The 11,416-nt window shown below is 67.4% G+C and carries 16 protein-coding genes; 13 read left to right on the forward strand and 3 right to left on the reverse strand.

Annotation, left to right across the window (positions count from 1 at the left end):
• Nucleotides 1-126: 126 nt before the first annotated feature.
• From B0F77_RS00725 to B0F77_RS00755, 7 genes are all read left to right on the forward strand, one after another.
• Nucleotides 127-708, forward strand: coding sequence for a YceD family protein (locus B0F77_RS00725; RefSeq protein ID WP_086660783.1), 582 nt, complete (start codon nt 127-129; stop codon nt 706-708).
• A gap of 2 nt (nt 709-710) precedes the next feature.
• Nucleotides 711-893, forward strand: a complete 183-nt coding sequence (rpmF, locus tag B0F77_RS00730; RefSeq protein WP_030467958.1) for a 50S ribosomal protein L32 — start codon at nt 711-713, stop codon at nt 891-893.
• A gap of 16 nt (nt 894-909) precedes the next feature.
• A complete protein-coding gene (gene rnc / locus B0F77_RS00735; protein ID WP_086660748.1) occupies nt 910-1,713 on the forward strand; it encodes a ribonuclease III in 804 nt (267 codons plus the stop codon).
• 8 nt (nt 1,714-1,721) lie between these two features.
• On the forward strand, nt 1,722-1,922 hold the full coding sequence (locus tag B0F77_RS00740; protein WP_045310608.1) for a hypothetical protein: 201 nt from the start codon (nt 1,722-1,724) through the stop codon (nt 1,920-1,922).
• A 1-nt stretch (nt 1,923) separates the two neighbouring features.
• Nucleotides 1,924-2,781 (forward strand): bifunctional DNA-formamidopyrimidine glycosylase/DNA-(apurinic or apyrimidinic site) lyase, encoded by an 858-nt coding sequence (mutM, locus tag B0F77_RS00745; protein ID WP_086660749.1) that lies wholly within the window; start codon nt 1,924-1,926, stop codon nt 2,779-2,781.
• Nucleotides 2,782-3,014: 233 nt separating this feature from the next.
• Entirely contained in the window at nt 3,015-3,341 is a 327-nt protein-coding gene (locus tag B0F77_RS00750) for a PadR family transcriptional regulator (RefSeq protein WP_086660750.1), read from the forward strand.
• Entirely contained in the window at nt 3,338-4,435 is a 1,098-nt protein-coding gene (locus B0F77_RS00755; RefSeq protein ID WP_086660751.1) for a DUF1700 domain-containing protein, read from the forward strand. The genes B0F77_RS00750 and B0F77_RS00755 overlap by 4 nt, the downstream gene beginning before the upstream one ends.
• Nucleotides 4,436-4,469: 34 nt before the next feature.
• Here B0F77_RS00755 and B0F77_RS00760 read toward each other — a convergent pair whose 3' ends face one another.
• Nucleotides 4,470-4,910, reverse strand: coding sequence for a MarR family winged helix-turn-helix transcriptional regulator (locus B0F77_RS00760; RefSeq protein ID WP_086660752.1), 441 nt, complete (start codon nt 4,908-4,910; stop codon nt 4,470-4,472).
• Nucleotides 4,911-5,240: 330 nt separating this feature from the next.
• Here B0F77_RS00760 and B0F77_RS00765 point away from each other — a divergent pair, with 330 nt between their 5' ends.
• Together B0F77_RS00765 and B0F77_RS00770 are read left to right on the forward strand one after the other, a co-directional pair.
• Complete coding sequence (locus B0F77_RS00765; RefSeq protein WP_245847743.1) at nt 5,241-7,730, forward strand: DUF4118 domain-containing protein; 2,490 nt, start codon at nt 5,241-5,243, stop codon at nt 7,728-7,730.
• A complete protein-coding gene (locus B0F77_RS00770) occupies nt 7,727-8,407 on the forward strand; it encodes a response regulator (RefSeq protein WP_086660754.1) in 681 nt (226 codons plus the stop codon). The genes B0F77_RS00765 and B0F77_RS00770 overlap by 4 nt, the downstream gene beginning before the upstream one ends.
• Nucleotides 8,408-8,490: 83 nt before the next feature.
• On the opposite strand, the gene B0F77_RS47615 is transcribed toward B0F77_RS00770, so the two are convergent.
• Nucleotides 8,491-8,988 (reverse strand): hypothetical protein, encoded by a 498-nt coding sequence (locus tag B0F77_RS47615; protein ID WP_158102552.1) that lies wholly within the window; start codon nt 8,986-8,988, stop codon nt 8,491-8,493.
• 174 nt (nt 8,989-9,162) lie between these two features.
• Here B0F77_RS47615 and B0F77_RS46885 point away from each other — a divergent pair, with 174 nt between their 5' ends.
• Nucleotides 9,163-9,603: a hypothetical protein gene (locus tag B0F77_RS46885; RefSeq protein ID WP_169730862.1), complete on the forward strand. Its 441-nt coding sequence runs from the start codon at nt 9,163-9,165 to the stop codon at nt 9,601-9,603.
• Here B0F77_RS46885 and B0F77_RS00785 read toward each other — a convergent pair.
• Complete coding sequence (locus tag B0F77_RS00785; protein ID WP_245847744.1) at nt 9,600-10,322, reverse strand: CAP domain-containing protein; 723 nt, start codon at nt 10,320-10,322, stop codon at nt 9,600-9,602. The two genes, B0F77_RS46885 and B0F77_RS00785, sit on opposite strands and share 4 nt — an antisense overlap.
• An 81-nt stretch (nt 10,323-10,403) precedes the next feature.
• Here B0F77_RS00785 and B0F77_RS00790 point away from each other — a divergent pair, with 81 nt between their 5' ends.
• From B0F77_RS00790 to B0F77_RS00800, 3 genes are all read left to right on the forward strand, one after another.
• Entirely contained in the window at nt 10,404-10,676 is a 273-nt protein-coding gene (locus B0F77_RS00790; protein WP_086660757.1) for an acylphosphatase, read from the forward strand.
• A 33-nt stretch (nt 10,677-10,709) separates the two neighbouring features.
• On the forward strand, nt 10,710-11,216 hold the full coding sequence (locus B0F77_RS00795; RefSeq protein WP_086660758.1) for a sigma-70 family RNA polymerase sigma factor: 507 nt from the start codon (nt 10,710-10,712) through the stop codon (nt 11,214-11,216).
• Nucleotides 11,213-11,416: anti-sigma factor family protein (locus B0F77_RS00800; protein WP_211293610.1), on the forward strand; the 204-nt coding region annotated here is incomplete at its 3' end. The genes B0F77_RS00795 and B0F77_RS00800, both read left to right, overlap by 4 nt.

Below are 11,416 nucleotides of genomic sequence, written 5' to 3' on the forward strand. Positions count from 1 at the left end.
CCTGAACGTGTGATTCGCGCTACGTCTTGCAGGTGCGATCACCTGCGGATTTCACGCGTGAGCCCGTCGTCCCGTACCCTGGACCGGCTGGACGTGGTAGGTCCCCGCCGGCAACAACCCGAAATCATGACTGAGCATCGTCACGCGTCCACGCGTCCCACAGCATCCAGTCCCTGGGTCATCGACACCAGGGACATCGGCCGTCGCGCCGGTCTGAGCCGACCCCTCGTGAGGTCGGTCCCCGGCGAAGGTGTGGGGCTGCTCGGGGTGATCGCGGTGCCTGAGAGCGGGGAAGTTGAGCTCGACCTCCTGATCGAATCGGTCGTGGAGGGCCTGCTCGTGTCGGGGACAGCGTCCGCGAAGGTCGAGGGTGAGTGCGCGAGGTGTCTCGAGTCGCTCACCGATGAGGTTGAAGTCCGGATCACGGAGCTCTACGCGTGGCCGGACAGCACCACGGACGAGACCACGGATGAAGACGAGGTCAGCCGGATCGTCAACGATCTGATCGACCTCGAGCCTGTGGTGCGGGACGCCATCGTTCTCGCGCTGCCGCAGGCGCCGCTCTGCGAGCCGGACTGCAAGGGGCTTTGCTCCGAGTGTGGTGGCAGGTGGGCGGAGCTCGGGCCCGACCACGGGCATGAGACGATTGACCCTCGTTGGGCCGCGTTGCAAGAGCGGTTCAGCGATGACAACTCGGAGGAGAAGTAGTCGTGGCCGTCCCGAAGCGGAAAATGTCGCGTTCGAACACCCGCGCGCGCCGTTCCCAGTGGAAGACGTCTGCCGTGCACCTGGTGGCGTGCTCCAACAAGGCTTGCCGCCAGCCGAAGCCGCAGCACGTCGCCTGCCCGGCCTGTGGTCAGTACGCTGGCCGCCAGGTCGCTCAGCCGGCCTGATCTCCTCGGCAACGCAGTGGGGGGAAAGCCGCCGCGCGCTCCGCAAGCTGACCGCGCGACTTTGTCCGAAGCGCTCGGCGTCCAGTTGGACGCCGAGCTGCTCGGGCTTTCGCTGACCCACAGGTCGTACGCGTACGAGAACGGCGGCCTGCCGCCGAACGAGCGTCTCGAGTTCCTGGGAGACGCCGTACTGGGGTTGGTCGTCACCGACCACCTCTACCGCACCCATCCCGATCTTCCCGAGGGTCAGCTCGCGAAGCTTCGCGCCAGCGTGGTCAACATGCACGCGCTCGCGGGTGTAGCGCGTGACCTGGGAGAAGGCGGGCTCGGTGCACACCTGTTGCTCGGTCGCGGCGAAGAGCTGACCGGCGGCAGGGACAAGGCGAGCATCCTCGCCGACGGCCTCGAGGCCGTCATCGGTGCGGTGTACCTGCAGTTCGGTATCGATACCGCACGAACGTTCGTTCACCGGCTGTTCGATCCACTCTTGGCCAAAGCTCCGCTTCTGGGTGCTGGACTGGACTGGAAGACAAGCCTGCAGGAGCTCACCGCTCAAGCCAGTCTCGGCGTCCCGGAGTACCGCGTGGACGACCAGGGGCCGGACCACCGCAAGGAGTTCACCGCCACGGTGCTCGTCGGTGGCCAGCCTTACGGCAAGGGTGATGGGCGCACCAAGAAGGAAGCCGAGCAGAAAGCCGCTGAAGCGGCTTATCATGTTCTGTCGGAGCGGGTCAAGGCCGAGCAGGAGTCGGTCCGATCCGCAAACGGACAGAATGGCGCCTCGGTGACGCCAGGGACCGCCCCAACCGAGGAAGACTGAGAAACGCAATGTATGCGACCAGGTACCGCACGAACCGCCGCACGCGCTCCGCTCGCGGCCCCGTGAACACCTCCCGCAATGGGGGAATCCAGGGACTTGTGCTGGTCAGGGACACGAGCCGTGCGGGTGTGTGGGTGCTCAAGCCCACCAAGCCGCAGGCTGCCGTGATCGAAGCGCAGCCCGTCGACGAGGGCAAGTCCGAAGCCTGACGTGCCCGAACTCCCAGAGGTCGAGGTAGTACGCCTCGGCCTCGAAGCCCACGTCGCCGGCCGGGTCATCTCCTCGGTAGAGGTTTTGCACCCACGTGCTGTCCGCCGGCACGACCTGGGTTCCTTGGACTTCTGCGCGCGCTTGGCCGAGCAACCGATGGTTGCGGCCAAGCGCCGCGGCAAGTACCTCTGGGTGGAACTGGCCGACAAAGCCGCCATGCTCGCGCATCTGGGCATGAGTGGCCAAATGCTCGTTCAACCCTCGTCGGCTCCCGACGAGAAGCATCTGCGCGTCCGCTTCCGGTTCAAAGACGGCGGATCAGAGCTCCGTTTCGTTGACCAGCGAACCTTCGGCGGCCTCGCGCTGGCCGAGTTGGTCGAGGTCGATGGAACCCTCGTGCCGGATTCCGTCGCGCACATCGCGCGCGACCCCATGGATCCTCTCTTCTCCCGTGATGCTGCCGTGCGTGCGTTGCGCCTGCGTCACACGGAGATCAAACGCGCCCTGCTCGACCAGACCCTCGTGTCCGGCATCGGCAACATCTACGCCGACGAGGCCCTCTGGCGTGCTCGGCTGCACGGCACCCGGATGACGGACAAGCTCACGAAGGCCAAAGCCGCTGAGCTGCTCGACCACGCCACGGACGTGATGCGTGAGGCGCTCGGGCAGGGCGGGACCTCGTTCGACGCTCTCTACGTCAACATCAACGGTCAGTCCGGCTACTTCGACCGGTCACTGAACGCCTATGGCCAGGAGAACCGGCCGTGCAAGCGGTGCGGGGCCTCGATGATCCGCGAGCCGTTCATGAACCGCTCGTCGTACTCCTGCCCGCGCTGCCAGCCTCGCCCCAGGGCTTGAGGCTCGCTTTCCGCTGCTCACCGTCGCGCTGACAACCAGCGCACGTGTCCGCACGTCCTGTAACTGCCTCCTGTTTCGCGTCTCAAATCTCGAAGCCGTAACTCGCGTTAGACAGTACTGCGCATCGCGTAGTACTGTCCACGGCGCAACAGTGACACTCCTGAAGACGGCGTTCGTTTGGTGGTCGAAATGGGCTTCGCCGTTTTCGACCACCAAGCCGAGGCGGAGGGGCCATGGACACGAGTCAGCTGCTCAAGGGGGTCCTGGACCTGGCCGTCCTTGCGGTTCTGCGCAAGGACGACGGGTACGGGTACGACGTGGTGCGCAGACTGCGCGCTGGGGGATTGAACGACGTGGGGGACGCGTCGGTGTACGGGACGCTGCGGCGGCTCTACAACGCGGGGATGCTGACCTCGTACGTGGTGCCGAGCGAAGAGGGGCCGCACCGCAAGTACTACAGCATCAACGAGACCGGGCGGGTGCGCCTGGCTGAGTCGAGGGAGACGTGGAGGTCGTTCGCCAGCACGCTGGACGGCCTGCTCGAGGAGGTCGCAGCATGAACACCCAAGCGCTCGGCGTCGAGTACTACCTGGCCGGGATGCGTGCCGCACTCGACGACCTGCCGCCCAACGAGGTCGCCGAGATCATGGAGGACGTCGAGGCGCACGTCGCGGAACTGTCCACCGAACTCGGGGAGAACGAGACCATCGAGCAGCGGCTCGGCTCGCCCGAGCAGTACGCGCAGGAGCTGAGGTCGGCCGCCGGATACCCGGCGCGGACCGAGCGGCTGCCGGTCACCACCAAGAAGAAGCTGCTGACCAGGCCGCGGGCGGCGGCGTGGGGGCTGGCGATCGGCGCGGGTGTCACGCTGCTCGCCGGGGCCGCGGCTCTGCGCGAACCGGCGGTCCTGTTGCTGCCCGGCGTGATCCTGGTGCTCAGCCTGGCGCTGGTGCACGACCGCGGGGCGACCCAGGCCGAGATCATGGCGCTGCCCGAGACGCTCAAGATCAAGCAGTGGCTGACGCCCGAGGCGGGCACGCCGGCGGAACGGGCGTTGACCTACCTGCGGACGTTGCAGCCCGCATGGTGGCTGGTGCGGGCCGGCCTAATCGGACTCGGCGCCGTGTTGCTGGCCGGTCGCGACATCCTCGGGTTCCTGTTCGTCGCCGCGATCGCCGTGGTGTCGGTGTTCGCCGGGCCGCGCGCCAAGACCGACCGGCGGTGGCTGTGGTTCAGCCTGCCGGCCTCGGCGCTGGCGGTCGGGCTGCTGGTCCAGGTGATCGACGTGACCGCGAACAACCTCGCCTACAACAACAGGTCGGCGTATCAGCCGGTGCCGAGCATGCAGCCGTACGAGAACATCTATGCGTACGACGAGAACGGCAAGTTGCTCACCAACGTGCTGTTGTACGACCAGGACGGCAATCCCATCAACGCCCAGCGCCAGTACTACGGCTGCAGTGGTAGTGACCCGCAACCGATGATTCCTGCTAACAGGTATCCGCGGCCGAAGATCGACTACGAAAACGGTACCTGTTACACGGTGGAGCCGGATGTGTCCGCTCCGTCATCAACGGAGAGCACACCGTCGTCGAGTTCTGTTGTTACACCTTCCGACTCGGTGTCACCTACTTCTGTGTCACCCAGCAAGTAATACCTGGAGCGGGACCCGTCGGGGGGTCCCGCTCCTACTTGTTCTCCTGCGGTTCGGCCAGGTGGCGCAATATAGGCATGGCCGAGCGCAGGTGTTCTCTGTCTTCCGGCGAAAGTTCGGACATTCTTTCACTCAATAGTTCGGCTTCGCCGTGAGCGAGCGACAGGATCGTCTCGCGACCGACTTCGGTGAGCACGACTATCGTCGCTCGGCCGTCCGCGGCGTCGGGTTCGCGGCGGACCAGGCCGGTGGACTCCAGGCTGGTCACGACGGTTGTGGCGGTCGGCTGCGAACAGAGTGCGCGCACCGCGATCTCGCCGATCCGCATCGGGCCGTGGGCGCTCAGTTCTGACAGCACCAATAACTGGGTGGGTTGCAAACGACGAGCCGGAGCGGCCTGTCGAAGACTTCGCACCAGCCGGTGCACGGCCACCACGAGTTGAAGTGCCTCGTGGTTGGTGACGGTGGTGGGCATCGTTTCTCCGCGCGCATGTGATTGTCCGAATTCGGACACGAACCCTGGAACTTTCCCTCATTCACGCTCCGCGCGCTATCCGCCAACTGCCGATAACCCATTCGGCCGTTGTGGTGACGCGGGGTGTCACGGCGCGCGTCCGGCACACTTAAATGTGCTGGTAAACGGCGTAAAAAGTGCGGTGAGGCTCACTCGAACGGGCGCCGTGCTGAAGCATGATTCAACGAGACAGATCTCTGTCGAAAGATGTGGGAAGGAGCACTCGTGTCGCCGGGCGGCGCAGTGCGTACCCCCGAACAGCCCACGCGGAACCAGGAGCAGACTGGTCCGGTGAGTGCGAAACCCAGGCGTGGCGAGCTGCGGATCTACCTCGGTGCAGCTCCGGGCGTTGGCAAGACGTTCGGGATGCTCGGCGAGGCGCACCGGCGGCGGGAACGCGGCACGGACGTGGTCATCGGCTTTGTGGAGACCCACGGCCGCGCGAAGACCGCCGAACTGGTCGAGGGCCTGGAAATCGTGCGGCGGAGGCACTTCACGCACCGCGGGGTCGAACTCACCGAGATGGACGTCGACGCCGTGCTGGCCCGTGCCCCCGAGGTGGCGGTCGTCGACGAACTCGCGCACACGAACGTGCCCGGCTCCCGTAATGCAAAAAGATGGCAGGACGTTGAGGAACTCCTCGAAGCCGGGATCGACGTCCTGTCGACCGTCAACGTCCAGCACCTGGAATCGCTCAACGACGTAGTGCATCGCATAACGGGCGTTCCGCAACAGGAAACAGTGCCGGACGAAGTCGTGCGCAAAGCGAACCAAATGCAGCTCGTCGACCTCACGCCGGAAGCACTGCGCCGCAGGCTCGCCCACGGCGACGTCTATGCGGCGAACAAGATCGACGCGGCGCTCGGCAACTACTTCCGCGTCGGCAACCTCACCGCGTTGCGCGAGCTCGCGCTGTTGTGGGTCGCGGACCAGGTCGATGTCGCGTTGTTGCGCTACCGGGCCGAGCAGCAGATCACCGATACGTGGGAAACGCGCGAACGCGTCGTCGTCGCGATCACCGGTGGTGCGGAGAGCGAGACGCTCATCCGCCGCGCGCGCCGCATCGCCACGCGCGCGGGTGGCGACCTTCTGGTCGTGCACGTGCTCAGAGGAGACGGGCTCGCGGGAGCCGACCCGCACGCACTGACGAAGTACCGCAAACTCGCGGAAGACGTCGGCGCGACGTTCCACACGGTCGTCGGCGATGACGTGCCGACGGCATTGCTGGAGTTCTCTCGCGGCGTGAACGCCACACAGCTCGTGGTCGGCACATCGCGCCGTTCACGGTTCGCGCGCGTGTTCTCCGCGGGCATCGGCTCCACGGTCGTACAGGAGTCCGGCGCGATCGACGTCCACATGGTCACGCATCCGGCGACGACCAGCGGCTGGCGCGCCCGGTTCGCGGGCAGCCCGCTCAGGCCGAGCAGGCTCGCGTGGGGCTGGTTCCTCGCGATCGCCGGGCCCGCGCTGGTGACGGCGGCCGGCACGTCGATGCGGGCCGGCCTGAACTTCTCGACGAACGTCATCGCGTACCTCCTGGTCACGCTGGTCGTCGCGATCGTCGGCGGATTGGGCCCGGCGATCACAGCCGCGCTCCTCAGCGCGTTGATGCTGAACTTCTTCTTCACCGAGCCCATCTACACGTTCACCATCAACGCGCAGGAGAACGTGCTCACCTTCCTCGCGATGATCGTCGTGGGCGTCTCCACGGCGTTGGTCGTGGACTACGCCGCCCGCCGCGCTGCGCAGGCAGCGCGCGCACGGACCGAGGCCACGCTCCTCGCGTCGTACGCGCGCACCGTGCTGACGAACCCGTTTCCGCTCGCACGGCTGTTGGAGAAGGTGAAGGAGAACTTCGGTCTGACATCCGTCGCGCTGTTGGAACGCGTCGACGGCGACTGGGAACGCGTGGCGTGTGTCGGCGCGAGTCCGTGCGACGAACCTGACGAGGCGGACGTCGACATCGCGGTGACCCCCGAGGTGCACTTCGCGTTGCGCGGCCGGTCGCTGCCGGCGTCCGACCGCCGGGTGCTGGAAGCGGCCGCCGGGCAGGCGTTGCTCGCGCTGAGGCAGCAACGCATGGCCGAGCAGGCCCTCGAAGTCCAGCGGCAGGCCTCGCGCTCCGAGCTGCGGACTGCGTTGCTGAGCGCCGTCGGTCACGACCTCCGCACGCCGCTGACCTCGATCAAGGCGTCGGTGGGCTCGTTGCGCGACCCCGAGCTGACGCTGTCCGACTCCGACACCGCCGAACTGCTGGAGGCCGTCGAGGAGTCCGCCGACCGTCTCACCGGCCTGATCGACAACCTGCTCGACTCCTCCCGCCTCGCGACGGGCGCCGTCGAGCCGCAGTTCCGCGCCGTCGGCTACTACGAAGCCGTGGCACGGGCGCTGAGCGGGCTCGGCGGGGACATCGAGGTCGACGTACCCGAGTCGTTGCCGCCGGTGCGCGCCGACGTCGGGCTGCTCGAACGAGTGATCGCGAACGTCGTCGGCAACGCGCTGCGTTACGCGGGTGCCGTGGCGCTGCGGGCGTCGGCGCACGGCGACGAGGTGGAGTTGCGCGTCGTCGACCACGGCCGCGGCCTGCCGCGCGACACAGCGGACCAGGTGTTCGCGCCGTTCCAGCGCCTCGGCGACCGCACGCCGGGTGGCGTTGGTCTCGGTCTGAGCGTGGCGAAGGGCTTCACCGAGGCGATGGAGGGCACGATCACCATGGAGGACACGCCCGGTGGCGGCCTCACCGTGGTGATCTCACTCCCGGTCGATGAGAGGGCTTCGTGACGAAGGTACTGGTGGTCGACGACGAACCGCAGATCGTGCGTGCGCTGCGGATCAACCTCTCCGCTCGCGGCTACGAGGTGCTGACCGCTCACGACGGCGCTTCGGCGCTGCGCCTGGCCGCCGACGGCAAACCCGACGTCGTGGTCCTCGACCTCGGCCTGCCGGACATGGACGGCACCGACGTCATCGCCGGCCTGCGCGGCTGGACCACCCTGCCGATCATCGTGCTGTCCGCCCGCACCGACTCGGCCGACAAGGTCGACGCCCTGGACGCGGGCGCCGACGACTACGTGACGAAACCGTTCGGCATGGACGAGCTGCTGGCCAGGCTGCGCGCCGCGGTCCGCCGCTCGGCCGCCGCGGGACCAGAGGACGAGCCGGTCGTGCGGACGGCCTCGTTCACGGTGGACCTCGCGGCCAAGCGGGTGCTGAAGGACGACGTCGAGGTCCACCTCACGCCGACCGAGTGGGGACTGCTGGAGGTACTCGCGCGCAACGCCGGGAAGCTCGTCGCGCAGAAACAGCTGCTGCGGGACGTGTGGGGGCCCGCGTACGAGAAGGAGACGCACTACCTGCGGGTGTACCTGGCGCAGCTGCGGCGGAAGCTGGAACCGGAGCCCGCGCGGCCGCGACACCTGGTCACCGAACCTGGAATGGGGTACAGGTTCGAGGTGTGACGCCGTGGGTGTGACGCCGCGGGCTGGACGCCGAGCGAGAGCCGGTCACGGGGAATGCGGGTGTTCCACCAGCACGTGACGTGTCACGGCTTGGGGTCCGGTGCCGGAGACGTCGGCGACGAGGACGACGACGGCGGCGTGGTGGTCGACGAGGCCGACGTAGAAGAAGAGGACGACGTCGGCGGTTCCGTGTACGACGCGGGCGGGTTGCTCTGCGGCTGCGTCGGCTGGACGGGGTTCGTCGTCACCTGGGGCCCCTCCGGCGTGCCGGGCTTCGGCTGTTCCTGCGGACGCGCCGCCTGCTTGCGGTCCGGCTTGGCCGACGAGGGCGCGGCGGAGGACACCGTGACGACGACCGTGCTGGTGCTGCCGTCCGGCGCGACGCTGGTGATGGTCTGGACGACGTCGGCGGACGTGCGTTCCGGCGCCGCCTCCTTGCCGGACGCGGCGAGCATGGACGCCACCGTGGCGAACAGGGTCGCGACGACCACGCCGCCCGCGGCCAGCATCACCGCCGTGCCCACGCGCTTCTTCGGGACCGCCGGCTCGGTTGGTGACTGCGGATGATCTTCCTCGAACACACCCATCTCCTCGTGGGAAACCCGGTCGGATGGACTTGCGTTCGAGTTATCGGCGGAAACGCACCAAAGCCTCAGCGACGCCACACCTTCGTGTAGCTCTGCGTCACTGGACGGTGACTGGCGTAACCCTAAGCAGGATCAGTCGTTGTCGTCGGCGCCGTTGTGGTGGTCGTCGTGGTCGTCGTGGTGGTCGTCGTCGTGGTGGTCGTAGTCGTCGTGGTCGACGTGTTCACCGGCGGCGGGTCATCCGTCGTGACGGTGGTCGTCGTGCCGTCAGGACGCGTGATGGTGGTGATGCGCGGGTTCTTCGTCGTCGTGGTCGTGGAGGTCGTGGTCTCCGGTACGGACGACGAGGTCACCTCCACCGACGACGTGGGCGAGGACGTCGGCACGATGCTCAGGGCGTCGCGCACGGCCTCCTTGCGCGGCAACTGGGTCGACGGGGTGTCGGTGGCGTTGTCCGAGCCGGCCGCGAGCGACGCGACGGCGGCGAAGACGGTCGCCAGGACGACGCCGGACGCGGCGAGGACGACCTGCGGCGCGCCGCGGAAAAAGCGCGAGCGCGAGTCAGGTTCCGGGCTCTCGTACACGAAGTTTCCCCTGCTCAACCGTTAGAAGCCGAAGTTCTGGGTCCAGTAGTTGCCACGGGTGTCGAGACCCAGGCCCATGGTGGTGAACTCGCAGTTCAGGATGTTTTCGCGGTGGCCCTGGGAGTTCATCCAGCCCTCCATCACGGCCTTGGGCGTGGCGTAGCCCATCGCGATGTTCTCGCCGCCGGGCTTCGGGTAGCCCGCTTCCCGCATCCGCTGGTCGAAGGTCCTGCCGTCCTTCGACTTGTGCGAGAAGTAGTTCTGGGTGGCCATGTCCGTGCTGTGGCCCTGCGCCGCGGTCGTGATGCGGTCGTCGATCACCAACGCCTTGCAGCCCTTCACGGCGCGTTCGTCGTTCACGAGTGCGAGCACGGCCTGCTCCGGCGTCTGCCCTGAGGGCTGCTGCGGCGGTTGAGCGGGCGGCTTCGGCGCTTCGGGAGGCGTCGTCGTGGTGGTGGGAGCCGCTGACGGAGAAGAGGGGGAGGTGGCAGTCGTGGAAGAAGTGGTGGGAGCGGAGGAAGCCGACGATCCCGCTGGGGTGCCGGCGTCCTGGTCGTTCGCGGGGGCCGGTCTGTTGTTGGGTGCGGCCGCGTTGCCTGTGCCGAACTGGTTCCCTGCGTCGGTGGTCTCCTGCTGGGCGGCATTGGTGAAGCTGATGCCGAGAGGAGAAGTCCCGGTGAAGGCAAGACCGCCGATTCCGGTCGCACCGATCAGCAGGCCGAGTAAGAGGCTGCGGGCACTCACGGGTCGGCACCGTACCACTAATGGGTGACAACCCCAGAGTGCGTCTTCGGTCACCTTGGGTGACTACGCAACCATTCGGGGGTGGACGTGCGACTAAACGCGTGGGTGCGTGGACGGGTTCAGGGAGTCGGTTTTCGCTGGTGGACGCGAGCCAGGGCGCTAGAACTGGGCCTGGTGGGCAGCGCTTCGAACAGGCCGGACGGACGGGTCGAGGTCGTTGCCGAGGGACCGCGGGAGAAGTGTGAACAACTGCTGATGGCGCTCCGTTCGGGTGAAACCCCCGGACACGTCGAATCTGTGGGTGAGCAGTGGTCCGAGGCGAGGGGTGATCTGACCGGGTTCGCCGAGCGCTGAACCCTTCCGAAGGAAGTGGCGTAGTAAGGGAGCGTGGACTCCGCCGAAGACGTCCTCATCCAGCTTTACGACCGCTGGAGAGGCCCGCTGCTGCACTACGTGTTGCGGCTGGTCGATGGCGACTACCAGCAGGCGGAGGACGTCGTGCAGGAGACATTGCTCCGCGCGTGGCGGCACTACGACGAGCTGAACCCGGACGACGCGGCACCGTGGCTCTACACGGTCTCGCGCAACCTGGTGATCTCCGGTTACCGCCGCCGCAACGCACGCGCGACCGAGGTGCCGCTCGAACCGGTGGACCTGCCGCCGGTCAGCGACAAGGTCGAGCACGTGCTGCAGACGTGGCAGATCGCGTCGGCGCTGCGGGCGCTCACGCCTGAGCACCGGACGGTCGTCATCGAGCTGTACTACCGCCGCCGCACCGTCGCGGAGGCCGCCAAAGCGCTCGGCATCCCGCCGGGCACGGTCAAGTCGCGCTGCTTCTACGCACTGAGGGCGCTGCGCGACGCACTGGAGGAGAGAGGGGTGACCGAGGCGTGAGCTGCCAGCACACCGTCGACGTCGGCGCCTACCTCTTCGGATCGCTCGACCTCAAGGAGCGGTCCGCGTTCGAACGCCATCTGCCCGGGTGCGACGCCTGCCAGGCCGAGATGCTGCGGCTGGCCCCGCTGCCGGGCCTGCTCGGCCGCCTGAGCCTGGAGGACGTCGAGAACCTCGACGAGATCCCCGCCCACCCACCC

Source organism: Lentzea kentuckyensis, from assembly GCF_002150765.1.
Lineage (GTDB): Bacteria > Actinomycetota > Actinomycetes > Mycobacteriales > Pseudonocardiaceae > Lentzea > Lentzea kentuckyensis.

Coding starts and splice junctions, on each gene's coding strand:
- B0F77_RS00740 (WP_045310608.1), top strand. CDS start 1,722: ATGTATGCGACCAGGTACCGCACGAACCGCCGCACGCGCTCCGCTCGC.
- B0F77_RS00725 (WP_086660783.1), top strand. CDS start 127: ATGACTGAGCATCGTCACGCGTCCACGCGTCCCACAGCATCCAGTCCC.
- B0F77_RS00755 (WP_086660751.1), top strand. CDS start 3,338: ATGAACACCCAAGCGCTCGGCGTCGAGTACTACCTGGCCGGGATGCGT.
- B0F77_RS00750 (WP_086660750.1), top strand. CDS start 3,015: ATGGACACGAGTCAGCTGCTCAAGGGGGTCCTGGACCTGGCCGTCCTT.
- B0F77_RS00760 (WP_086660752.1), bottom strand. CDS start 4,910: ATGCCCACCACCGTCACCAACCACGAGGCACTTCAACTCGTGGTGGCC.